This is a genomic window from Streptomyces sp. NPDC002835, from assembly GCF_053591995.1.
Window position 1 is genome coordinate 19,625 of the sequence record NZ_JBSFUW010000024.1, and the last position, 22,212, is coordinate 41,836.

Genomic DNA, 22,212 nt, shown 5'->3' on the forward strand with positions numbered 1-22,212 from the left:
CTACTCGGGAGTCATGGCTCGGTCCAACGACGAGGTCGCGGCGCTGTTTCAGGAGTACGCGGACCTGATCTCGATCACCGGCGGAGAGGCGTACAAGTCACGCGTCTACGAGAAGGCCGCCCGCGCGATCGGCGGCTACCACGCCGACGTGTCCACCCTCGACGTCAAGGGTCTCCAGGAGATCCCCAACGTCGGCAAGTCCATCGCCGAGAAGATCCTCGAGCACTTCCACAGTGGCAGCGTGTCCGCCGTCGAGGAGCTGCGGGCGAAGATCCCCGCCGGCGTCCGGCGGTTGACCGCCATCCCCACGCTCGGCCCGAAGAAGGCCTGCGTCCTGTATGAGGAACTGGGCATCTCCTCCGTCGAGGAACTGGCCGACGCCATCCACGAGGAACGGCTGCGCGACCTGAAGGGCTTCGGGCCGAAGACGGAGGAGAACATCCTCCATGGCATCGAACTGCTTCAGTCCGCCGGAGAGCGGGTCCTGCTCGATGTCGCCATGGACCTCGCCGAAGACATCGTCACCGAGCTGTCCCGGGTGACCGGCTGCCGTCGCTGCACCTACGCCGGGTCGCTGCGCCGCTTCCGCGAGACGATCGGCGACATCGACGTGCTCGCCGCGGCCGGCAGGTCGGCGCCCGTGATGCGGGCGTTCACCGAGCTGCCGTACGTCTCGGAGATCACCGCGCGCGGCGAGAAGAAGACGTCCATCCGTACCACCAAGGGCCTGTCCGTGGACCTGCGGGTGGTACCGCCGGACTCCTGGGGCGCAGCCCTCCAATACTTCACCGGGTCCAAGGCGCACAACATCCGCACCCGGGAGTTGGCCGTCCACCAGAAGCTCAAGCTCTCCGAGTACGGGCTCTTCGACGCGGAGAGCGGCAAGAAGATCGTCTCGAAGACGGAGGAGGACGTGTACGCACGCCTTGGCCTGCCCTGGATCCCGCCCACCCTGCGCGAGGACCGCGGGGAGATCGAAGCCGGGTTGCACGACGAGCTGCCCGGCCTGGTCCAGGAGACGGACATCCGCGGCGACCTGCACACGCACACCGACCTCACTGACGGGCTCGCCCCGCTGGAGGAGATGGTCGCCGCGGCCGCCGAGCGCGGGTACGCCTACTACGCGATCACCGACCACGGGCCGAACCTGTACATGCAGCAGATGACCGACGAACGCATCCTGGCCCAGCGCGCACGCGTCCGGGAACTCGACGGGAAGTACGCGAAACGCGGCAAGCGGGACGGCATGCGGCTGCTGCACGGCGTGGAGTTGAACATCGATCCGGACGGTGGCGTGGACTGGCCCGAGGAGTTCCTGGCCGGCTTCGACCTGTGCGTGGCCTCGGTGCACTCGCACTTCAACCAGAGCCGCGAGGCGCTGACCCGGCGGATGGTCCAGGCCTGCGAGAACCCGTACGTCAACATCATCGGCCACCCCACCACCCGGATCATCGGCAAGCGGCCGCCCATCGATGCCGACCTCGACGAGATCTTCGCCGCGTGTGCGCGCACCGGCACCGCCCTGGAGATCAACGCTCACCCCGATCGGCTGGATCTGCGTGACGAGGACATCCTGCGGGCCAAGAGGCACGGCGTGAGGTTCGCCGTCGACAGCGACGCCCACGCCACTCTCCACCTGGCCAACATGCGCTACGGCGTGGGCACGGCACAGCGCGGCTGGCTCACCAAGGACGACGTGATCAACACCTGGCCCCAGACCCGGCTGCGGCGCTTCCTGCGCAAGGGAAGGACCAGTCGAAAACCCCGCCGTTGACCCAACCTGGTCCCGGCAAGTCGCCCTTCCCGGCGGGCTTCCGCGTGTCATGAACCGGAGCGCGAAGCGTCATGACGAAGCGCGCGGACTCGCCGGTGTCCCTCAGCCCGTGATGCCCTACTGCGGCGCTGCCGGTAGGTTCCGTGCGCCCCAACCTGGTCACCCGGAACAGGCAAGAGAAGCCATCGCGTGCACGACCTCGTGCCGGCACCACAAAGAGACTGGAAGGGGCAAACCGATGCCTCCCACTCATCCGCTCGACTTCGAGCACGCCATCCATACCGCCAACATCTGGCTGAAAGCGGTGTCCGAAGCCCTGGGCACCGAGGACCGCCACTTCGCCCACCGGGTACTTCGCACCTGGCTGCACACGCTGCGCGACCGGCTCACCGTGGACGTGGCCGCCCACTTTGCCGCACAGCTCCCTGACCTGCTGCGGGGCGCCTATTACGACGGCTGGGACCCCAGCACCGTACCGGTCAAGTACGGCCGCGAAGCCTATGTGAACCGCTTCGCCCAGGAAGCGAAGGTCGCAGCCGAAGAAGTACCCCGGCTCGTTCCCGCGGTCACCGCCGTCGTACGCGACCACGTCTCGCCCGGACAACTGGAGGCGGCCCTGGACCAACTCCCGCACGACATCCGTGATCTCCTCCTCCAGCCGGCTGCCTGACCGGACTCGACGAACGCGGCAGGGATCAGCATGGCGGCCCCGCCGGGGACCGGCGACCGCTTGGCGCACACACTGCCTGCGTCCGGTCGTCCCCGTCGGGCTCGGACCGACTTGGCTGGCCGGGGCTGGCCGGACTGTCCACGGGTCAGCCCGAATCGCGGAGAGCGCCGCGGGCCTGCTCGGCATCGATGAGTAGCGCGAGCTCCTGGAACGCCACGGTCATCACGTCGTCTGGAGTGGCGCGCTTCCCCGCAGTGGCGCGACGGGCGGCGATCTGGGCGGCGTGTCAGCCCGAGGAGCCGCTGCGCCGGGCGTAGGCACGGGCGGCGCGGGCGCGGTCGCCGCAGCGGGTGGAGCACCAGTGGCGCCGCCCGTGGGTACGCAGAAGGAACCGGTCGCAGGGGGCGGAGCCGCAGGCGGCGAGGATGCCGGCGTCGGGACCGGTGAGCAGGTCGGCGGCGTCAGCGGCAAGAGTCGCGAGTGCGTGGTTGACGGCCCGGTCGGTGGGGTGTGCCTGGATGCGGCGCAGCCCCTGGACCCCGTCCCAGGTGAGGAGGGGTGCGGTGGGTACGGCCGTGAGTGCCTCGTTCACCGCGTGCAGGGATTGCTCGGGCGGGGTGGCGGCGTCGATGCGGGCGGCGAACAGGGTGCGTACGTGGGCGCGCAGCGTGCGCATCCGCTGCGCGCACACCTCGTACAGCTGTACGCCCGGGGTGGTCAGGTCGTGGGTGGCGAGCCAGCGCATGGCGGATTCCGGGGCGGCAAGCAGGTCGTAGCTCTGGCCGGCAGGCAGGGTCACGGCGGTGTCGGCGAAGTCCAGGGAGCGGTACCGGTCAGCACCCGGAGCCGGGGGCAGAGCGGTCTGCGCAAGGTCGATGGCCAGGGTGTCACCCATGCCTCTCATGGTAGCGCTTGCGTTTTTCCGTGATACCCACCTACCTTGACCTCACGTTAAACGCAGAGTTTTTTCGTGAGAAACGAGATGTGATGTCCCAGCTCAACGCCGATCAGTTCCCGGTCCGCACGTTCGGCGGCCCGACCGCCCTGTTCGAGTACGGTGGCCTGCGCTTCCTGACCGACCCGACCTTCGACGGCCCCGGCGACTACCCCTCGCCCGGCGCGACCCTGGTCAAGACCGAGCCGTCCACCGCCACGCCCTCCGACGTCGGCCCCGTCGACGTGGTCCTGCTCTCTCACGACGAGCACGCCGACAACCTCGACACCTCCGGCCGGGCCCTGCTCACCGACGTCCCCCTCACGCTGACCACTCCCGGCGGCGGCGAACGCCTCGGGGAGAAGGCCAAGGGCCTGGCCGACTGGGAGTCGGTCGAGCTGGAGCGCCCGGGCGGCGGCGCCATCACCGTCACCGGTGTCCCCGCCATCCACGGCCCCGGCCCACGCGAGGAAGTCGAGCCGTTCGCCGGCCAGGTCGTCGGCTTCGTCCTGAACGGCGAGGGCCTGCCGACGGTCTACGTCAGCGGCGACAACGCCTCCCTCGACGCGGTCAGGGAGATCGCCGATCGCTTCGCCCCGGTGGACACCGCCATCCTGTTCGCCGGCGCGCCCCGTTTCCCCATGCTCTTCGACGGCAACCCGCTCGTGCTGGACAGTGCGCAGGCGGCCGAGGCCACTCGGATTCTTGACGCCCGCCGTGTCGTCCCGGTCCACCACGACAGCTGGGCCCACTTCACCGAAGGCCGCGACGAGTTGGAAGCCGCCTTCAACGCCGCCGGCCTGGCCGACCGCCTGGACCAAAACTGGACGCAGCGCGCCTGAGCCTGGAGGTTCGCCGGGTACTCCTTCGACGCCCGCGCCCGCCAGGCATCCACCAGCTTCTCCGACACGCCCGCGAACAGGCCCGCGGGCAACTCCAGCCGCCACACCCGCTCCAGCCTGCCTACCTCCGCCAACAGGCTCTCCAGGCCCGGAACACCGAGGCCGGTCCTCAGCCCGGTGAAGCGCGCCCGCCCGCCCCCGGCGGCCGCGCCGTCGGGTCCTTGTTCGTGTCCGCCAACCCCCGTTGGGGCAACGCCGCACTACGCCGAACCGGGTACCCCACATGGTGCGTCGGCGGAAAGGCATGGAGAGGGTGGGATTCCCGTAAAGACGCAGGTCAAGGCGGAGTGGAGGTCACGAACGCCCAGAGTCGGGCAGTGCGTCGTGTTCCTGCTCGACGGCGGGCTCGCCGGAGGAGGGGAGCAGCTGCGGGATGCCGTCGACGATCGGGTAGCGGCGGCGCAGGCGCGGATTGTAGAGAGCGCCCCTGATCTCGTCGAGGATCAGCGGACCCTTGTCGAGCGGGCAGGCGAGGATCTTCAGCAGCGGGTTGTCAGGGTTCATGGCCGGGTTCCTTCGGAGGTGTTGGTGTCCGCGTCGTGTCGCGGCAGGGTGAGCAGGACCGTCAGGGCCAGCACGGTGCCGCCGAGACGCAGTAACAGCCGCAACGGGTCGTCGGGCAGCGGCTCGTCGAACGCGATCGTGCCGCTCACGATGGTGAACACGCAGGTCACCGTCGAGCACACCGGGACGATCAGTGAGGCCCGGCAACGCTGCAGGGCGGTCTGCGACAGCACCAGCCCGCTGACCCCTGTGAACAGCAGAAGGTACGGGTAGGGGGAGGCGAACAGGGCGGGGACAGAGCCCAGGAGGTCCGAGGTGTCCAGATACCCGGAGATGCCCTTGATGGCGAGCGAGCTGACCCCATAAAGCAGACCGACCGCCACCGCGTAGGCCACTCCGGTGGTCGGCTGCCGGTGGCGCCGGCGGGCGCGCCGTTCCGCTGCCCCGTACAGCAGCAGCCCGGCCGCGAGTGCCGGCACGCACAGTCCCAGCAGGATGCCCGCGGGCGCGCTGCGGCTGATCTCCTCGCTGGTCTCGTACAGCGAGGCCACCACCATCACCAGCGCCAGACCGATGACGGCCACCGCACGCCGCTCACGCCCGGAGGGGCGCTCACCGAGCACTACCGACGAGAGCACCAGCAGGAGGACCAGACCGGACAGGAACAAGCCCTGGGCAGCGGCGATCGGCAGTGTGCGGTAGACGGCCAACTGGGCGGCGAACCCCAGGGCCAGCGCCATGGCCCCGCAGATCCACAAGGGTCTGCCGGCCAGCAGGAGCAGGACTCGGCCCGGCTGTGCGGCGCTCAGCGGCGGCATGCCGGCCAGCGCCCGCTTCTCCAGGACGAAGCCGGTGCTGTACAGGACGTTCGCCACCAGCGCGGCGGCCACACCCCACACCACGGGCTACACCTTCCTCGCGTGTACGAGGAGGATGGAGGCGAGGGACGGCAGCCCACAGGCCAGGCGGTCCAGCGGGCGGAGCGGGCGCGGCACTCCGTGGAACGGCGCACCGGCGACCGTCACCACCCGGAACCCTGACGCCGCCACGAACTCGCGCAGCGCCCGCGCCGTGTACAGCCGCAGATGGCCCGCCACTTCGCTGCCCGGTCTGCCGTGGATGCGGCGCAGACTCACCTCTGAGAACACCGGCTGGACTCCGGCGAGCAGCAGCCCGCGGTTGTACCAGGCGGCGAGGTTCGGCGTGGAGAGCATCAGATGCCCCCCGGGGCGCAGCACCCGGTGCAGTTCGTCGAGGGCACTGTCGGGGTCGACGAGGTGCTCGACGACCTCGCTGAACAGCACGGCGTCGGCGCTGCCGGAGGCGAAGGGCAGTCCACTGCCGGTCAGGTCGCCGCGGACGACCTGGCTCAGGCGCGGCGCCGCCCGGCGCAGCGCGTCCTGCGACCAGTCCATCCCCACGATGCGGTGCCCGTCCAGTACGCGGGCGGCGGTCGCGCCCGCCGAGCCGTCCCCGCAGCCCACGTCGAGCACGGTCGCGGCCGGGCGGCCGGGCCCCACGGGCCCGAGCGCATCGGCCAGCATCCGGGCCTGGCGCAGTGTCCGGGCTTCCCCGGAGGCGACGGGAACGGTGGGGTTCTCGTAGAAATTGCGCAGCCCGGGGACGGGCGTCGTCGGCGAAGACGCGGGCACCTCGGGCGATGTCAAGGCGGCGGAGCCGGTGGGTGAGGGGGTCATGATGGCCTCTTGTGGTTCTCCCCGGCGGAGCGGGCTCCACCCGGTGTCGGGTCCGAATGCGGTGCGTCGCGGCCGTACAGCCCGCCGGGTCGGCACGGCTCCCTCCGAACGCCGGGCGCACCCGCGTCCGGCGCGGTGGCGTCCGGAGCGGTGGCGTCGCCTTCCGGAGCGTCGGCTTCCGGCCTGAAATCCTCAGCGTTCGACCGGGCCAGGGTGGCGTCTGACGTCGTCGAGAAGGACTGAGCGAACAAATGGGCCAGGTGCGCGCCCGACGCGTCACGCAGCAGCGCCCGCGACCAGCGCAGCGTCACATGCAGTCGCCCGCCGGTGGAAGCCGCCGCAACGCTCAGCCCGCGCGGCATCCGCGCCGGTGCGGAGAACCACACGGCTGTCGCCCGGCCGGCGTCGCCGAAGTCGAGGGCGTACGGCACGCGTCCGATGTTGGTGACCAGCGCCGTCGACGTCCAGGGCGCCGCCGCCCGCCGCGCGCCCCGGGTGAGCGCGCCCCGGAACCCGACCGGCAGTGGCAGTGCGGTCAACAGGCTCGCCCCGGGCCCCAGTGGCGCACCGTGGGAGGCCTTGAGCTCGCGGGTTCGCCCAGCGGTGGTGCGCAGCAACCGGACCACGGCTGCCAGATCCGGCCGCTCACCGAGCAGCAGGCCCGTGTCGCGCGGGTCCTCGGAGGTCATGGCCACTTCGACGAGCCGGGTTCCGTTCCCCATCGGCATCTCCCTGCCGCGCGGACGGTCGTCGACGGGCATGGTGATCCGCACCGGACCGGCCGGCCGCCCCTGCGAGACGTTCCACCGGCCCACCATCATTGACGCGGCGACCAGCAGTTGGTCGTTGACGGTCCAGTGAGGGGGGCCTCCGGTCCGCGCCACAAGTCGCGGAACAGGAAGTTCCGCTTGCAGCATGCCGTTGCCCACGGCACCGGCGCGCACCGGCGCGGGGCGGGAGTCCGGCGCGACCCGTACGGGCCGCGCGCCTACCGCACGGCCGGTGCCGCCGCTCGCGCTCGGGGCCCGACCCGAGCGGCCCGGCCGAACCGGCCCGGGGACCGGGACAGCGGCCACGCCGGCGTACTGTTCAGCGGTCGTGGCGAGCACCCTCAGCCCCGAGGGGGCGTCGAGCGCCGTGTGATGCACCGTCAGCAGCAGCACGGTCCAGGTCTTCTGCGAAGGCCCACCGCCCACCGACGGCTCACCGGTGGCCGTTTCCCCGTGGACCTCGACGACTTCCAGGCGCATCGGCGGCGACAGGGTGAGCGACGGGCATTCCGTCAGGGCCCGGGCCCGGGCCTGCGCCAACGCGCCGGGGCCCCGCCCCGCGAAGCTCACCGGGTCGCCGTCCGGTTCGCCGGTCAGCTCCCACGCGAAGAACCTCCGGTGCCGGCGGCCGGGCACTTCACGCATCAGCACCCTCGGATGGGTCAGCAACGCCCGCCGGAACGCGGTCCGCAGCCGTGCCGGGTCCAGCCGTCCGGGCAGGTGGACCTCGATGTGTACGGTCTCCGGTTCGTCGTCACTGAGGCAGTGCCGCGACACCTCGTCGATGGTCGGAAAGGGAATCCGGACCCCGCCGGGAGGGGTTGCGGTCCCCCGCCCGGCGGTGGTCCACGGCGAGATCACGAGGGGCCACCGCCGACCGGCTCCCGACGGGGCGGCTCGGGCCGGTCCCCGTCGTCGGTGTTTCCCTGCCGGGCCGTGACCACCGGTCCGGCTTCCGGCGCGTCAAGGCCGTCGTCGTCTTCACGCCCGGCGGCCTCGGACGCCGGGCTTACCGCCGTCACCAGGGCGGCAGACAGGGCCACCAGCGCCAGTACCTGCGCGAAGCCGCTGAACGCGCCGTGCCCGCCGGCGACCGGCTCCCCGGCGCCGACGGCCGCGACGATGCCGGCTCCGGCCATCGCCGCCGCCGCGGTCGGCACCAGGACAGCCGGCCGGAACCGCGCCGCCACGGCGAGTACGGGCACCACCAGGGCCAGCGGCCCCGCCGCCACCGCGACGACCGCGGTCAGCGCCAGCGTCCCGAGCACCATCCCCGGGGCTGCCGGCTCGGGCAGCTGCTCGTCGGTTCCACCGGCGTTGCGCCTGCGGCCCACGAAGGCCAGGGCGACGAGCGCGAGGAGCGCGATCGCGCCGCCGATCAAGGCCGCCCGGTACGGCCCGGAGGGCTCGAACTCCAGGTTCACCGTGCCGGACGCCCCGGCCGGGATCAGCCAGGCCTGCTGCCAGCCGTCGAGACGCACCGACTCCAGCTCCGTGCCGTCCAGGGTGGCCTTCCAGCCGTCGTTGGCGTTCTCGTAGGTCTGCAGGTACGCGGCCTCGCCGGAGCCGGCCGACACCGAGACGGTCCGGCTGTCGTCGGTCCACTTGGTGACGGTGGCCTCGCGCCCCGCCGCTCCCGCCATCTCCTGCACGGTGCCTCGGGTCAGGGTGACGTCGGTGATCGCCAGCGGGCCCGCGTCACCCGCCTCCACCGCGTGATCGCCGGGCGGGAGTTCCAGGGTGCCGTCCTTCTCCTCCCCTGCGCAGAGTGCGACGGTGACGGGACGCCGCTCGGTGAGGTCCCGGACGAATCCGGAGGCCTTCGTCTTGTGCAGGACACCGCCCACCGCGAGGTCCGGGCCCTCGCCGCACGGCAACGAGAAGCGCGCGGACGGCTTCGGACGCGGCACCCGCAGATCGGCCAGTGCGGGAACATGGACCTCACTCAGCCCGACCGGCACCTGCAACTGCGCGTCCGCCACCGGATTGTGAACGGTGAGCGGGGCGACCCTGCTGATGACGATGTCGAGCCGGTTCGTCTCGATCTCCGGGAAGCGGACCCGCCCGTTCTCGTCCACGTCAGCCGTCGCGGCGCCGTGCGGGGAGCTGATCAGCACCTGCTCCGGCCGGGTGGACACCCCGCCCGCCGGCGCGAGGATGATCTCGTCGATCTTCTCCTTCTTGGGCCAGCTCAGATGGACGACCGGCCGGTCACCCGCGATCCAGGCGGTCGTCAGATCGCCGTCGACCAGGTTGCGGGCGCTGAGTGACATGCCGTTGCGGCTGGTGGAGTCCACGGAGGCCGTCAGCCGGTTCTTCGATCCGGGAGCCGAACGGTCGAGCAGTTCGTCCAGCGGGCCGCCGGGGACGGCGACGGCTCGGGCCGACACCTTGTATTCGCCCGTCTCCTGGGTGCTGAACCGCCGGTGCAGTCCCACCTCGGCCGATACCGGCGACAAGCCGCCCGCGTCGGTTCCGCGGTGCAGGGAGTACACGCTCGCCGCCGCGTCGGTGCGCTCCGCGTCGGCAGGCAGCACCAGCATGCGCGTCACCTGCACGTCCGGGATCGACACCTCGGAGAAACCGGCCCCGGACAGGCCCGGCCGCGCCTGCTGGGCCGCAACGATGCTGATCTTCATCCAGGAGGCCTCGCCGGAGGGCGCCTTGACGGTCTGCGGAAGGCCGTTCGTCTGCAGCGGGCTTTCGGCCGAACCGCGGTCGGTCTCGATCCGCACCCGCGTGGGCGCCGCGCGCATGCCGTCGCCCGCCAGGGGCGTCAGCTGGATGGAGGCGGGGATGCCGGTCGGCCGGGAGAAGTCCACCTTGAGCCACTGTCCGACCGGCTTGCCCGGGCTGCCCTCGGCCCACGCGGTGTCCGGGTTGCCGTCGAAGGCGTTCGCCGGGTCGTACTGCGGCAGGTGGAACAGCCAGTTGCCACTGCTGGAAGCCGTCACGGACTCGGCGCCGCGCAGCACCGCCGTCGTCTGATGACCGGTTCCCTCCGACGGCAGGATCTGCTTGGGCTTCTCGCCCGGGTTCTGCAGGCTGCCGGAGTGATTGCGCTCGTCCGCGGTGTACGTGTACGAGGTGTTGTTGTTGACCAGGCCGAACCGGGTGTCGGCTCGCCGCAGCCCGTCCGCGACCGCCTTCACCGGTGCGATGACGCCCTTGGGAAGTCCGTCCCCGGCCAGTACGGCCGGCCGGTCGGTCATCGAGGGATCGGCGGACAGCTGGAGCAGCGCCTCGGGTCCGCCACTGACCACGGCCGTGTCGGCCACGGCCGACACACCGACCCTGTCGGGCCGCCTGTCGCGGTCCTGCGGCTGATAGATCTCCACGGCCTGGAGTTGCGGGTAGAGCCCCTGCACCTGCAGCGGGGTGTCGGCGGCGATGCGCCCTCCGGTCACCAGTGGGCCGAACGCGGCGACCTTGCGGTAGCCGGACAACTCCAGGGTCCGCTTCACCGTCTGCGGCGGGACATATCCGATCTGGTCGGGGTCGAGGTCGTTGCGGACGACCACCTCGTGCATGCCGGCCCGTGCCAGGTACGCCTGAAGGCCCGGAACCTCGGTGCCGGACAGCAGCGCCTGCTCGACTGCGTCCGTCATACGACGTGCGCCGGGCGTACCGAAGGGGACGAAGTCGCGCTGCCCCCAGGGGGTTTCGGCCAGCACGTCGAACGGCTGGTCGATGGGGGAACCCCAGGTGTAGATGCCGTGCGCCGTCGCCGGTACCACCAATGCCCGGCTGTTCGGGGCGTTGTCCCCCAGCCAACCGGCGGCCTTCTCCCAGTGGGTGGGCAGTTTGGTGAACGCCCCCGGCTGCAGGATCGAGCCGTTGACGTAGGGCAGTGCCAGACCGGGCAGTACCAGCACCGCCACGGCCGCGGGCGCCCAGCGGCGAGCGGGAAGTGCGCGTGAACCTCTGCTCACGGACAGCACGGCCGTCAGGTGGGCCAGTCCGAGGGCGAGCGCGAGGGCCAGTCCCGGCTGGAACTTGTAGATGTTGCGGAACGGCTTCAGCGCGCCGTTCAACCAGTCCTGGACGACACCGTGGAACGGACCGCCGAAGGCGCCGCCGTACCCGGCGAGGGTGATCAGGACGACGGCCAGGACGGTCAGCAGCAGCCAGCGGCGCTCCGGCAGGTCCCGGCGGGCAAGGCCTGCCAGTCCCAGCGCCGCGGCGAACGCCGAACCGAGGATGGTGAGGACGGAGGTCGCGACGGCCCAGCCGGCCGGCAGCCATGCCTCACCGAAGTTCAGATAGGCCACCCAGTTGCCGGCGCCGCGCAGCAGCTCGGTCGCGGACATGGTGGCGGTGGTGGTGTCGGCCTGCTCGACGTACGGCATGAAGTTCTCGCCGTGGACGGCGAGCAGGAGCAGCGGCACCACCCACCACACGGTGGCCAGCACGACGCCCGGTATCCACCAGCCCAGCAGCGCGCGCCGGCGCCGGCCGGGCGGACGGCTGAGCAGGTAGAGACCCACGGGCAGCAGCGCGGCCAGCGTCGAGGCGGCGTTCACCCCACCCATGAAGGGGATCAGCAGGGCCGAACGTGCCGCAGCCACCCGGGGGCTCAGCGCCGCGGAGGTCAACGGCAGCAGCACCCAGGGCAACAGGGCACCGGGCAGCGCGGCGGCGGAGGTCGATCCGATGACGATCGTGAAGGTGGGCCACAGCGCGTACACCACCGCCCCGAGCAGCCGGGTCGCGGGTGTACCCACGCGCAGCCGTTCGGCGAGCCTGAGCGCGCCCCAGAAGGCGACGGCCACAATGATCGACAGCCAGAGCCGCTCGGCCAGCCATATCGGCACCTGCAGGAAGTCCATGAACGCGTAGTAAGGGAGCGCCGGGAAGGCGTAGCCGATGTACTGGTTGGCTATACCACCGAGACCCACATTGCCGTTCCACAGCGAACCGAGGTCGCCGAGGAAGCGCTGCGGATCCAGGGCGACGCCGAGTTTGGTCTCGAACGTCATCCTCCCCGGGGAAACCGCGATGAAGGACACCAGCACGACGGCCCAGAAGCCGAACAGCAGGCGTCGTCCGCGCGGGGCCTCGGACGCCCCGGACGGCGTCGGGCCGGGCTGCGGCGCCCGGGTGGGCGCCTGGACCGTAGTGGTCATGACCGTTCCTCGCTTCGCTTGCTCATGGGCTTCGCCTGAGAATCAGGAGCAGATTCCAAGTGGCGATCTCGCGGAGTCCCGGCACCCGGGTGATCATGCTCGCGAGGAATGGCCAGTAACGGGACCGCGCCGTGACGACCTGCACGTCGTCGCGGCCGCGGACGTGCCGCAGGGTGGGACCGATGTGGACGGGGAACAGGTTCTCGCCGACGGTGTGCTTGGCCTCGCGGCCGGTGCGCCGTTCGTAGCGTGCGCGGGCCCGATCGGCTCCGAGGTAGTGCCACGGCGCACTCTCGTGACCTCCCCAGGGGGAGAGCCAGTTGGTGAACGACAGGTAGATCAGTCCGCCGGGACGGGTGACCCGCGCCATCTCGCTGATGAACGTCTGCGGGTCCGCCACGTGCTCCAGCACATTGGACGAGAAGCACACGTCAGCCGCACCGTCGGCGAGCGGCAGCAGATAGCCGTCGGCGAGCACCGCGTCCTCGGTGACCCGGCCACGGGCGCTCAGCTCCCGCAGGTCGGGCTCGAAGAGGTAGCTCTGCGCACCACAGCGGCGGAACTCCTCGGTGAAGTGGCCGCTGCCGCCGCCGATGTCGACGACGATCTTGCCGGGCAGGTCGATGTGGCGTGCCACTTGTGCGACCGAGTCACGGGCCAGCAGGGTGTAGCACCGCTCGGGATCGCTCTGTTCGCGCATGAACGCCCGGAAGAGGGCAGCCGATCGCTTCAGCGACGGATCCTTGAACGCGCGTTCGGTGATCTCGGACATGGCCGCTCACCTGCCGCGTCTCGGGGCGGCGGCGAGCGCCGCGGCCTCGGCGGCGACCGCCTGGAACTGACGGACCGTCGCGCTCCAGCGGAAGCGCTGGGCGCGATGCGCGGCGGCACGTCCCATGGCCGCGCGCCGGTCGGCACTGAGGGACAGGGCGCACCACGCGGCGGCGAACGAACTCTCGCCCCCGGCCAGCACCCCGGTCTCTTTGTCCTCGATGGAGTCGCACAGGCCGGGTATGTCGAAACCGATCGCGGGGGTGGCCCGCGCGGCTGCCTCGGTCACGACCAGCCCCCACCCCTCGACGAGGGAGGGGTGCAGCAGGAGCCACGCCTCGCACATCAGCCGGTGCTTCTCGGCCTCCGACACCCGGCCGGCGAACGTCACAGCGGGGCCGGCCATGGCTTCCAGCCGCTCCCGTTCGGGGCCGTCGCCCACGATGACGAGCCTGCCGCCGGTGACGGGGCGGACCCGCTCCCACAGGCGTAGGAGCAGGTCGATGCGCTTGTACTCCACCAGCCGACCGACGGCCAGGAACAGCGGTTCCTTCGCCTCGGGCAGCAGCGGGCCGGGGTCCTCGACGCCGTTGTTGACGATCCGGATGCGGTCCGCGGCCACGCCGATGTCGCGCAGCTCGGAGGCAGTCGACTCGGAGACGGCCACCATCAGGTTGTCGCGGTGCGTGGTTGCCAGCGCCCAGTGCTCCAGCCTGCGGCCGAGCCGGGCCGCCGGACCCGGGTAACGCATCTGCCAGAGATCAGTGTGTACATGGTTGACCAGGCACAACGTCGGTCCGCGGTGCCACAGCGGCGCCAGGTACGGCATGCCGTTACATACTTCGACCAGCAGGTCGCAGTCGCCGACCTCGCGGGCGAAGGTCGTTCTGGCGCGCAGGAAGTGACCTGCGTCGCTTCCCGCGGAGACCACCCGGTAGGGGCGTTCGGCGGCCGGGCCGCCGCACAGGAGCGTGACCTCGTGGCCGCCGGCGGTCAGGCCGTCGGCTATCCGGTCGATGAGCAGTTCCGAGCCGCCGGAGGCCTGGTTGCCCAGGTCACGGCGGGCGAGGAAGGTGATCCGGCGCGGCAGGGGCGCCAGGGTGGATGCGTGCGGGTCAGCGGCGAGCGAGTCGGTGACTCGGCTGGCGGTGCGGGTTTGAGCGGGGACGGAAACGGAGTCCTTCTGACCGGGGGTCAGAGCGGAGGCGCGCTGGGGCATAGGTGTGCTCCAACTCGGCGGCTGCGGGGGCAGACGGGTGAGGGGTTGCCGGGCTTCCGGGATGAAGCGCTGGGCTGGCTCGTTGTGCGGATACTGCGGGTACTGCGGTACCGGACCTGGGCGTGGGGTGGATCTGTCAGCACCGGCGCGGCGGCCGGGGACTCGTGGGGGGTGGGAGCCGACTCGAACTGGGAACACTGGGCTTACTCAGGGGTAACGTCAGTGTTGGTTCAAGCGACTCGTTCCGGCTACGCTCGCCGGTGACAAGTTCGGGCTATTCGACAACCCGTTTTCATCACTCTGCTGAGTGTTCCGGCTGTCGACGGCCGCGGATCACCAGCACAGCGCCGGCGGCGGCGAGCAGACCGCCCGCGATCCCGCCCCCAAGCGGCGCGGTCTCGCCGAGCAGCTTCAGCCGGCTGCTGTCCTCGGAGGCAAGCTTCACCTGCTCGCGCCGGGTCGCCTCGGTGAACTCCAGCCGCTTGCTGGACAGCAGGGTGACCGCATCCTTCTGCGAACCCGGGGCCCGCAGCGTCTTCGTCGGCGCGATCAGCGCATTCATGATCCGGCCCGTGCGCCGGTCCACGGTCAGCTCGATCCCCGCGTTGGAGTACCACTCCTCGGCCAGCACCTGACCCGGCCCCGGACTGCGCACCAGTGCGCCGGGCACCTGACGGGTGCCGATCGCGGTGGCCTCGACGGTGCCGACGAAGCGGTAGCCCTCGTGCCCGTCGATCTCGACGTCCCCGTCGAACTTCAGCGGCACGGTGGCACCCAGGGTGCTGTCCCACCAGGCGTAGGTGCGCTTCTCGACGTCGAACGGGAACTTCAGGTAGGCCTCGCCCTCGAACTCGGGCTTCTCCTCGCAACAACGCACCGGCAGGTTCGTCCGGCGGTCGGTCACCCAGCGTTCGGTGGTCCACTGCAGGGATTTCCGCGGGTCGGCCAGCGGCAGCGTCTTCGGCGTGTCGATCTGTGTCGACACGTCCCAGATCGCGTTTCCGCTGCGCTCGCCGCCGGCGACGTCCCCCAGCACCCGGCGGGTGATCGTTATCGTCTGGTCACCCACCGTGGAGACGGACTCGGTGTCGAAGTAGCTGCCCTGGCCCGTGAAGACCGTCGTGGAGTTCACATCGGTCGGCGTGCGCTTGGCACGCGGCTCCACGTACCAGACGAGCAGTTGACTGAGCACCAGCAGAAAGACTCCGGCACCCAGCAGAATCAGGGACAAAAGTGATGTGGAACGGCGCATGCGGGTACTCCGATACGGGCGCGATATGCGGGGGTGGTTCATGGGCCGTGCGGGAAGGGTTCGCACGCACGGATTTCAGCGTCCGGGGCGAGAAATGGCTTACCCGGGAGTAACAGTGCCTGTGGACGGCGAAATTAGGCGGAGCTTGACCACCTGTCAATGCACTCGCATACTGACCGCGCCGGACCGGGCCGGCGCGCTGGGTGACAGACCTCATCGACTGAGAGGCCGATCATCCTCATGTCCAGACTGCTCGCCGCCTTCCTGACCTGCGTCGCCTCCGCCGTTCTGGCCGCAGGCGCCGCATTCGGAATCGTCGCCGCTCTCGACGCCACACCCGAGCAGCAGAATGTGCCGCTCGTCACGTTCCCCGACCCACCCGCCGACGGGGTGTCCAGCACGCCGCGCCCCGGGGCGGGCTAGGTTGGAGAATGCAGGCTGGCTGACCGAGCGGCATATGGACCGGTACATCCAGGAGCAGGCTGTGGGAGCGTCGTCAGCGTGGCACGACGTGCCACGAGAGCGGATTCAGCGGTTCGCCGACCGCGCCCTGGAGCAGGTCCCCGAACTGGCACAGGACATCCTCGCCGCGATCCGACGGGAATATCCGGGTCTGGCGTTCATCCCCGACGAGTCCGGAGAGCCGAAGGCCCTAGTGGCGATCCGGCACGCGCTGGAGCTCTTCGTGGAGCAGCTGACCACGGGGTCCGACCGGCCGCGCGCCCTGCCCGAGATGTTCCAGGACTTCGGGCGCGGGGAGGTCACGCACGGGCGCAGCCTGGACTCCTTGCAGGGGATCTACCGGCTGGGCGTGCGCCTTTCCTGGCGACGCATGGCGGAGATCGGCCAGCAGGTCGACATCCCGCCCTCGGCCATGTACGAACTCGCCGAGTCCGCCTTCGAGTACCTCGACGTCATGGTGGCCCAGTCGGTACGCGGCTACGCCGAGGCCGTCGCCCGCCACGCCGGAGAACGGCTGCGCCTGCAACGACTTCTCGTCGATCTCCTGCTCACCGAGCACCGCACGGATCCGTCCGTCTTCCTCGCCGACCGCGCGGCCGACGTGGGCTGGCAGCTGCCCGAGAAGGTGGCGGTGGCCGTGCTGCTTCGCCCTGCCCTGGAGACTGTCGCCCCTGCCGTGGGCGACGAGGTGCTGCTCGACATGGAGGGCGAGCAGCCGCGCCTGGTCGTGCCGGACCCGGACGCCCCCGGACGCACGGACCTGCTGCACCGGGCGGTGGCCGGTTGGTCCGGCGCGATCGGCCCGTCGGTTCCCCTGGCGGAGGCCGTCACGTCTCTGCGCTGGGCGGAGGCCGCCGTCGGGATGATCGAGCAGGGCCTGCTGCCGCGAGGGCGGCTCCTGCACTGCGGCGAGCACGTCGAAGCCCTGGTACTGCTGCCTGCGGGGGAGTTGATCGACGATCTGGCGCGGCGGCGGGTGGCGCAGCTGGACCGGTCCGTCGGCCCGGCGCACGCCCACCGTCTCGCCGAGACCCTGCTGGCCTGGCTGGAAACGCGGGGTGGCGCCCCGGAGGTGGCCGCCCGGCTCGGAGTCCATCCGCAGACCGTGCGCTACCGGCTGAAACAGCTCCGTGAGATGTGGGGCGAGGACCTGGACGATCCGGACCGCCGCTTCGAACTGGAGCTGGTGCTGCGTACCCGTCGGCTGCGCGGAGACCTCGCCCCACCGCCTGACTGATCCTGTGGCGAGGCTGAGGACTGCCCGGCGCCTCGCGCCTGGCAGCGTCAGGGCGCCGCAACGTGAGGCGAAGGGACGGCCGGCCCCAGGGCGATATCGATCAGCTCAGAAAACTCAACCGGACCCGCCGCTCCGCGTTGTCCTTGTTGGTGTCCACCAGGCACACCGACTGCCACGTGCCCAGCTCCAGCCGCCCGCCGATCACCGGGAGCGTCGCGTGTGGCGGGACGAGGGCCGGGAGGACGTGGTCCCGGCCGTGGCCCGGGCTGCCGTGGCGGTGCTGCCAGCGGTCGTCGGCCGGCAGCAGGGTGTGCAGCGCGGCCAGCAGGTCGTCGTCGCTGCCGGCGCCGGTCTCGATGACCGCGATGCCGGCTGTGGCGTGGGGGACGAAGACGTTGAGGAGTCCGTCCCCGCCGTCCGCGTTCTCCGCGAGGAAGCGCTCGCAGGCGTCGGTCAGGTCGGTGACCGTCTCCTGTGATCCGGTGCCGATGGTCAGGGTCGTGGTGGTGAAGGTTCCGGGCATGGCTCCATCCTCTCGTCCGTACGCGGATACCCGCAGCCGCGGCGCCACGGGAAGATCCATGCCGTCCCGCCTGTTGGTAGAAACGTGAACGACTTCGTGGCTCGGGAACGGGCGGCTCGGGAAGTGGACGTGGTGGTCGTCGGCGCGGGGCAGGCCGGGCTGTCCGCCGCGTACCACCTGCGGCGTGCCGGTCTGGTGCCGGACCGGGACTTCGTGGTGCTGGACCACTCCCCCACGCCCGGCGGCGCCTGGCAGTACCGCTGGCCCTCGCTGACGTACGGCAAGGTGCACGGCATGCACGCGCTGCCGGGCATGGAGCTGACCGGGGCCGACGACACGCGGCCCTCCTCCGAGGTGATCGGCGCCTACTTCGCCGCCTACGAGGAGCGCTTCGGTCTGCGCGTGCACCGGCCGGTACGGGTCGCGGCCGTCCGCGAGGGGGACGGCGGACGGCTGGCGGTCGAGACCTCGGAGGGGATCTGGTCGGCCCGCGCCCTGATCAACGCGACGGGAACCTGGGACCGACCGTTCTGGCCGCGCTATCCGGGCCAGGAGACCTTCCGCGGACGTCAGCTGCACACCGCGGACTACCCGGGTCCGGCCGCGTTCGCCGGCCGGCGCGTGGTCGTCGTCGGCGGCGGGGCGTCCGGGACGCAGCATTTGATGGAGATCGCCGAGGTCGCGGCCGCAACGACGTGGGTGACCCGGCGGCCCCCGGTGTTCCGCGAAGGGCCGTTCGACGAGGACGCGGGCCGCGCGGCGGTCGCGCTGGTCGAGGAGCGCGTACGGCGCGGGCTGCCGCCGCGGAGCGTCGTGTCCGTGACGGGTCTGCCGCTGACCGACGCGGTCCGGCGGGCCCGGGAGTCCGGGGTGCTGGACCGGCTGCCGATGTTCGACCGGATCACACCGACCGGGGTCGCCTGGGACGACGGGCGGAGCGTGGACGCCGATGTGATCCTCTGGGCGACGGGCTTCCGGCCGGTGATCGACCATCTCGCTCCGCTGCGCCTGCGCGAGCCGGGCGGCGGCATCCGGGTGGAGGGCACCAGGGCCGTACGGGACGCCCGGGTGCACCTCGTCGGCTACGGGCCCTCGGCCTCGACGATCGGCGCCAACCGGGCCGGGCGGGCCGCCGTACGGGAGATCCGCCGGCTGCTGGAGCGCGAACCGGCGCTGGTCTGACGGGCGGCGGCGCGCGGCCCGTCAGCCGCCCGCGGCCCGCGACTCGGCGCGTACGGCGTTGAACTCCGCGACGTTCCGCTGGTGTTCCTCGTAGCTGCCGGTGAAGCGGGTGTCGCCGGGCCGCACGGTCACGAAGTAGAGCCAGTCGCCTGCCGACGGGGCGACCGCGGCGTGCATCGCCTCCTCCCCCGGGTTGTCGATCGGGGTGGGCGGCAGTCCTTGGCGCTCGTAGGTGTTGTAGGGGCTCTGCAGGCGGGTGTCGGCGGTCGTGGTGTCCAGGGAGCTGCGGCCGAGGGCGTAGTTGATGGTCGAGTCCATCTGCAGCGGCATGCCCTGGGCGAGCCGGTTGTGGATGACGCGGGCGACCTTGCCCATGTCGTCGGCGGTGTCGGCCTCGGCCTGCACGATGCTGGCGACGTTCACCGCCTCGTGCGGGGTCAGTCCGACGCGCCGGGCGCCGCCGGTGACGCGCTCGGTGCCGAAGCGCTGCTTGGCGGTGTTGACCATGAAGCTGAGCAGGCTCGCCGGGGTGGTCGTCCCGTCGACGACGGGATACGTGGCGGGGAAGAGGTAGCCCTCCGGATTGCCCTTGGCGTCGGCCGGGAGGTTCAGCTTCGCCGTGCCGGCCGCTTTCCCGGTGGTCCCGGCGGGGACTCCGAGCGCCTTGTCGACGGCGGCGTAGACCTGCGTGGCGCGCCAGCCCTCGGGAATGACCAGCATCTTCGGGGGCGGCGGAGGCGGCGGCTCCTGCTTCCGCGGCTCGGGGGTCAGCAGCGGGACCAGGACGGCGGCTGCCGCCGCCAGGGCCAGGGCGCTCGTCAGCAGCACGAGCCGCCCGCGGCGCGTCAGGCGGGGGCCGCGTCCGGACCGTCCGGGCGGCGGGGCCTCGTTCGTCATACGGGCACGCTAACCGGGACATGTGCGCCGATCCGGGAGCCGACCGGCGGCGACACGGCATTCGCACCCGTCCGCTCTCGGACGAATGCCCACGCGAACAAACGAACGCTCGCGCGGCTGTTCGCCCGAATGTGTGGTCGTACCGCTTCCGGTCCCCCAACTCGCTCTGGAACCAGGATGCTTACGATGCGCAAGCGACGGGCTGCGGACCGCGACTGCGCTGTCCCAGCACAGAGCACCACGTATCAAGGAGAACGCACCACCATGAACTTCCTCACCGACCTGCTCGCCGGCATCGTCCACTTCGTCGGCTGGCTCGTCTGACGTTCGTCTCCACCGCGCGCCGCCGTTCCCCGTCCCACGGGAGCGGCGGCGCCGTCGTGTGCGGCGGCGGTCCCTGCGGACACGGGCGCGCCCCGCTCAGGAGGCTGCGGGGGCGAGCTGGGCGTCGCGGTGCACCAGGGCGGCATAGCGGCCGCCCTGGTCGAGGAGCTGCTGGTGGGTGCCGCGCTCGACCATGCGCCCGCCGTCGAGCACGACGATCTGGTCCGCGTCCCTGACCGTGGAGAGCCGGTGGGCGATGGTGATGGTGGTGCGGCCGCGGGAGAGCGACTCGATGGCCTGCTGCACCGCGTGTTCCGTACGGGTGTCGAGGGCACTGGTCGCCTCGTCGAGGATGAGGACCGGCGGGTCGCGCAGGATGGTGCGGGCGATGGCGAGCCGCTGCTTCTCGCCACCGGAGAAGCGGTGGCCCCGCTCGCCGACCAGGGTGTCGTACCCGTCCGGCAGGGCGGCGATGTGGTCGTGGATCTGCGCGGCACGGGCGGCGGCCTCGATCTCCTCGGCCGTGGCGTCCGGCTTGGCGAAGCGCAGATTGTCGGCGACGGAGGCATGGAAGAGATACGTCTCCTGGGCGACGACCCCCACGGCCCGCGCGAGAGTCGCGAAGTCCAGCTCCCGCACGTCGACACCGTCGATGGTGACCCGGCCGCCGGTCACGTCGTACAGCCGGGGGACGAGGCAGCTGAGCGTGGACTTGCCGGAGCCGGTGGGGCCGACCACCGCGAGCGAGCCGCCGGCGGGGACGGTGAGGTCGATGCCGTCGAGGGTCGGCCGCTCCTGCGCCGGGTCGTAGGCGAACTCGACCTTCTCGAAACGGACTTCGCCCCGGATCTTGTCGAGCGGCACGGGCTGCGCCGGCTCGGTGATGTCGACCGGTAGATCGAGGTACTCGAAGATCCGCTGGAAGAGGGCGAGCGAGGTCTGCATCTGCACGCCGGTGGAGAGCAGGCTCACCGCGGGCCTGAACAGGCCCTGTTGGAGGGAGACGAAGGCGACGAGCGTGCCGATGGAGATCGCGGGGCCGCCGGACTGGATCGCGAAGCCCGCGGCCCAGTAGATCAGGGCGGGCATGGCGGCCATGACGATCCCTATCGTCGACATCCGCCAGCGGCCGGCCATGCTGGAGCGCACCTCGAGGTCGACGAGGCGCTCCGACTCCTCGGCGAAGGACCCGGTGAGGGAGTCGGCCCGGCCCATCGTGCGCCCGAGGAGGATGCCGCTGACGGACAGGGACTCGGTGACGGTGGCCGCCATGGCGGCCATCTGCTTCTGCCGCTGTGTGGTGATCTTCTTCCGCTCGCGGCCGACCCGGCGGCTGATCCAGACGAACAGCGGCAGCAGGGCGAGCGAGACGACGGTGAGCCGCCAGTCCAGCGCGAGCATCGCGACGACGGTGGCGACGACCGCCGTGAGGTTGGAGACCAGCGAGGTGGCCGTGGAGGTCACGGTCGCCTGCATGCCTCCGATGTCGTTGGCGATGCGGGACTGGACCTCGCCGGTGCGGGTCCTGGTGAAGAAGGCGAGCGACATCCGCTGCAGCTGGGCGTAGACCCCGGTGCGCAGGTCGTGCATGACGCGCTGGCCCACGGTCGTGGAGATGAACGTCTGGAGCACACCGAAGACGCTGGTCATCACGGCCGTGGCGATCATCCCGAGGGCGAGCAGGCTGAGCAGCCCGGTCCGCCCCTGCGGGATCGCGGTGTCGAGGATCTCGCGCAGCAGGAACGGCGAGGCGACGGAGACCAGCGAAGATGCGCCGACGAGAAGGCCCACGACGGCGAGCCGGCCCCGGTAGGGCCGGAACAGCCGCAGGATCCGCCGCACCTCGGCGGGCGGCTGGTCGGGGTCCTTGGCCGGTGGTGTCCAGGTGGTGTGTTCGGGCCGCAACGGTCTCCTCGGGCAGGGCGGTACGAGCATCGGGAGCCTAGCCCATTGTTACCTGCATTCACA

The 22,212-nt window shown here is 71.2% G+C and carries 19 protein-coding genes; 7 read left to right on the forward strand and 12 right to left on the reverse strand.

Features of this window, described 5'->3' with window-relative positions; genetic code table 11:
• Positions 1–13 precede the first annotated feature (13 nt).
• Both polX and ACWD01_RS23960 read left to right on the forward strand, forming a co-directional pair.
• The gene (gene polX, locus ACWD01_RS23955; protein WP_451164836.1) at positions 14–1,774 is read left to right on the forward strand and encodes a DNA polymerase/3'-5' exonuclease PolX; all 1,761 of its coding nucleotides are present in this window, start codon (positions 14–16) and stop codon (positions 1,772–1,774) included.
• A gap of 238 nt (positions 1,775–2,012) precedes the next feature.
• Positions 2,013–2,444, forward strand: coding sequence for a DUF2267 domain-containing protein (locus ACWD01_RS23960; RefSeq protein ID WP_451164837.1), 432 nt, complete (start codon positions 2,013–2,015; stop codon positions 2,442–2,444).
• Between the two features lie 286 nt (positions 2,445–2,730).
• Here ACWD01_RS23960 and ACWD01_RS23965 read toward each other — a convergent pair whose 3' ends face one another.
• A complete protein-coding gene (locus tag ACWD01_RS23965) occupies positions 2,731–3,339 on the reverse strand; it encodes an ABATE domain-containing protein (protein ID WP_451164838.1) in 609 nt (202 codons plus the stop codon).
• Between the two features lie 92 nt (positions 3,340–3,431).
• Here ACWD01_RS23965 and ACWD01_RS23970 point away from each other — a divergent pair, with 92 nt between their 5' ends.
• Positions 3,432–4,220: an MBL fold metallo-hydrolase gene (locus ACWD01_RS23970; RefSeq protein ID WP_451164839.1), complete on the forward strand. Its 789-nt coding sequence runs from the start codon at positions 3,432–3,434 to the stop codon at positions 4,218–4,220.
• A 354-nt stretch (positions 4,221–4,574) separates the two neighbouring features.
• Here the strand turns inward: ACWD01_RS23970 and ACWD01_RS23975 are convergent, their stop codons facing one another.
• From ACWD01_RS23975 to ACWD01_RS24010, 8 genes are all read right to left on the reverse strand, one after another.
• Positions 4,575–4,784: a Trm112 family protein gene (locus ACWD01_RS23975; RefSeq protein ID WP_451164840.1), complete on the reverse strand. Its 210-nt coding sequence runs from the start codon at positions 4,782–4,784 to the stop codon at positions 4,575–4,577.
• Positions 4,781–5,686 (reverse strand): DMT family transporter, encoded by a 906-nt coding sequence (locus ACWD01_RS23980; RefSeq protein WP_451164841.1) that lies wholly within the window; start codon positions 5,684–5,686, stop codon positions 4,781–4,783. The genes ACWD01_RS23975 and ACWD01_RS23980 overlap by 4 nt, the downstream gene beginning before the upstream one ends.
• A gap of 3 nt (positions 5,687–5,689) precedes the next feature.
• On the reverse strand, positions 5,690–6,481 hold the full coding sequence (locus ACWD01_RS23985; protein WP_451164842.1) for a class I SAM-dependent methyltransferase: 792 nt from the start codon (positions 6,479–6,481) through the stop codon (positions 5,690–5,692).
• Entirely contained in the window at positions 6,478–8,028 is a 1,551-nt protein-coding gene (locus ACWD01_RS23990; RefSeq protein WP_451164843.1) for a condensation protein, read from the reverse strand. The genes ACWD01_RS23985 and ACWD01_RS23990 overlap by 4 nt, the downstream gene beginning before the upstream one ends.
• An 80-nt stretch (positions 8,029–8,108) precedes the next feature.
• A complete protein-coding gene (locus tag ACWD01_RS23995; protein ID WP_451164844.1) occupies positions 8,109–12,377 on the reverse strand; it encodes an alpha-(1->3)-arabinofuranosyltransferase domain-containing protein in 4,269 nt (1,422 codons plus the stop codon).
• A gap of 22 nt (positions 12,378–12,399) precedes the next feature.
• Positions 12,400–13,149, reverse strand: a complete 750-nt coding sequence (locus tag ACWD01_RS24000; RefSeq protein ID WP_451164845.1) for a class I SAM-dependent methyltransferase — start codon at positions 13,147–13,149, stop codon at positions 12,400–12,402.
• A 6-nt stretch (positions 13,150–13,155) separates the two neighbouring features.
• Positions 13,156–14,367 carry a glycosyltransferase family 4 protein gene (locus tag ACWD01_RS24005; RefSeq protein ID WP_451164846.1) on the reverse strand — a complete coding sequence of 404 codons (1,212 nt, stop codon included), beginning with the start codon at positions 14,365–14,367 and terminating at the stop codon, positions 13,156–13,158.
• Between the two features lie 295 nt (positions 14,368–14,662).
• Positions 14,663–15,619 carry a DUF3068 domain-containing protein gene (locus ACWD01_RS24010; RefSeq protein WP_451164847.1) on the reverse strand — a complete coding sequence of 319 codons (957 nt, stop codon included), beginning with the start codon at positions 15,617–15,619 and terminating at the stop codon, positions 14,663–14,665.
• Positions 15,620–15,859: 240 nt separating this feature from the next.
• Here ACWD01_RS24010 and ACWD01_RS24015 point away from each other — a divergent pair, with 240 nt between their 5' ends.
• On the forward strand, positions 15,860–16,042 hold the full coding sequence (locus tag ACWD01_RS24015) for a hypothetical protein (RefSeq protein ID WP_451164848.1): 183 nt from the start codon (positions 15,860–15,862) through the stop codon (positions 16,040–16,042).
• Between the two features lie 34 nt (positions 16,043–16,076).
• The gene (locus ACWD01_RS24020) at positions 16,077–17,318 is read left to right on the forward strand and encodes a PucR family transcriptional regulator (protein ID WP_451164849.1); all 1,242 of its coding nucleotides are present in this window, start codon (positions 16,077–16,079) and stop codon (positions 17,316–17,318) included.
• 100 nt (positions 17,319–17,418) lie between these two features.
• Here the strand turns inward: ACWD01_RS24020 and ACWD01_RS24025 are convergent, their stop codons facing one another.
• Positions 17,419–17,841, reverse strand: a complete 423-nt coding sequence (locus tag ACWD01_RS24025; RefSeq protein ID WP_451164850.1) for a YjbQ family protein — start codon at positions 17,839–17,841, stop codon at positions 17,419–17,421.
• An 84-nt stretch (positions 17,842–17,925) separates the two neighbouring features.
• On the opposite strand from ACWD01_RS24025, the gene ACWD01_RS24030 reads away from it, so the two are divergent.
• Positions 17,926–19,023 carry an NAD(P)-binding domain-containing protein gene (locus ACWD01_RS24030; RefSeq protein WP_451164851.1) on the forward strand — a complete coding sequence of 366 codons (1,098 nt, stop codon included), beginning with the start codon at positions 17,926–17,928 and terminating at the stop codon, positions 19,021–19,023.
• Between the two features lie 21 nt (positions 19,024–19,044).
• Here ACWD01_RS24030 and mltG read toward each other — a convergent pair whose 3' ends face one another.
• Positions 19,045–19,920, reverse strand: coding sequence for an endolytic transglycosylase MltG (gene mltG, locus ACWD01_RS24035; protein ID WP_451164852.1), 876 nt, complete (start codon positions 19,918–19,920; stop codon positions 19,045–19,047).
• A gap of 186 nt (positions 19,921–20,106) precedes the next feature.
• Between mltG and ACWD01_RS24040 the strand changes: the two genes are divergently transcribed.
• Positions 20,107–20,244 carry a hypothetical protein gene (locus tag ACWD01_RS24040; RefSeq protein WP_451164853.1) on the forward strand — a complete coding sequence of 46 codons (138 nt, stop codon included), beginning with the start codon at positions 20,107–20,109 and terminating at the stop codon, positions 20,242–20,244.
• A 96-nt stretch (positions 20,245–20,340) separates the two neighbouring features.
• On the opposite strand, the gene ACWD01_RS24045 is transcribed toward ACWD01_RS24040, so the two are convergent.
• The gene (locus tag ACWD01_RS24045) at positions 20,341–22,149 is read right to left on the reverse strand and encodes an ABC transporter ATP-binding protein (protein WP_451164854.1); all 1,809 of its coding nucleotides are present in this window, start codon (positions 22,147–22,149) and stop codon (positions 20,341–20,343) included.
• Positions 22,150–22,212 lie beyond the last annotated feature (63 nt).

What these genes read in the sequence shown, in the direction of transcription:
- polX (WP_451164836.1), top strand. Translation starts at nt 14, where the DNA reads ATGGCTCGGTCCAACGACGAGGTCGCGGCGCTGTTTCAGGAGTACGCG.
- ACWD01_RS23960 (WP_451164837.1), top strand. Translation starts at nt 2,013, where the DNA reads ATGCCTCCCACTCATCCGCTCGACTTCGAGCACGCCATCCATACCGCC.
- ACWD01_RS23965 (WP_451164838.1), bottom strand. Translation starts at nt 3,339, where the DNA reads ATGGGTGACACCCTGGCCATCGACCTTGCGCAGACCGCTCTGCCCCCG.
- ACWD01_RS23970 (WP_451164839.1), top strand. Translation starts at nt 3,432, where the DNA reads ATGTCCCAGCTCAACGCCGATCAGTTCCCGGTCCGCACGTTCGGCGGC.
- ACWD01_RS23975 (WP_451164840.1), bottom strand. Translation starts at nt 4,784, where the DNA reads ATGAACCCTGACAACCCGCTGCTGAAGATCCTCGCCTGCCCGCTCGAC.
- ACWD01_RS23985 (WP_451164842.1), bottom strand. Translation starts at nt 6,481, where the DNA reads ATGACCCCCTCACCCACCGGCTCCGCCGCCTTGACATCGCCCGAGGTG.
- ACWD01_RS23995 (WP_451164844.1), bottom strand. Translation starts at nt 12,377, where the DNA reads ATGACCACTACGGTCCAGGCGCCCACCCGGGCGCCGCAGCCCGGCCCG.
- ACWD01_RS24000 (WP_451164845.1), bottom strand. Translation starts at nt 13,149, where the DNA reads ATGTCCGAGATCACCGAACGCGCGTTCAAGGATCCGTCGCTGAAGCGA.
- ACWD01_RS24005 (WP_451164846.1), bottom strand. Translation starts at nt 14,367, where the DNA reads ATGCCCCAGCGCGCCTCCGCTCTGACCCCCGGTCAGAAGGACTCCGTT.
- ACWD01_RS24010 (WP_451164847.1), bottom strand. Translation starts at nt 15,619, where the DNA reads ATGCGCCGTTCCACATCACTTTTGTCCCTGATTCTGCTGGGTGCCGGA.
- ACWD01_RS24015 (WP_451164848.1), top strand. Translation starts at nt 15,860, where the DNA reads ATGTCCAGACTGCTCGCCGCCTTCCTGACCTGCGTCGCCTCCGCCGTT.
- ACWD01_RS24020 (WP_451164849.1), top strand. Translation starts at nt 16,077, where the DNA reads ATGGACCGGTACATCCAGGAGCAGGCTGTGGGAGCGTCGTCAGCGTGG.
- ACWD01_RS24025 (WP_451164850.1), bottom strand. Translation starts at nt 17,841, where the DNA reads ATGCCCGGAACCTTCACCACCACGACCCTGACCATCGGCACCGGATCA.
- mltG (WP_451164852.1), bottom strand. Translation starts at nt 19,920, where the DNA reads ATGACGAACGAGGCCCCGCCGCCCGGACGGTCCGGACGCGGCCCCCGC.
- ACWD01_RS24040 (WP_451164853.1), top strand. Translation starts at nt 20,107, where the DNA reads ATGCGCAAGCGACGGGCTGCGGACCGCGACTGCGCTGTCCCAGCACAG.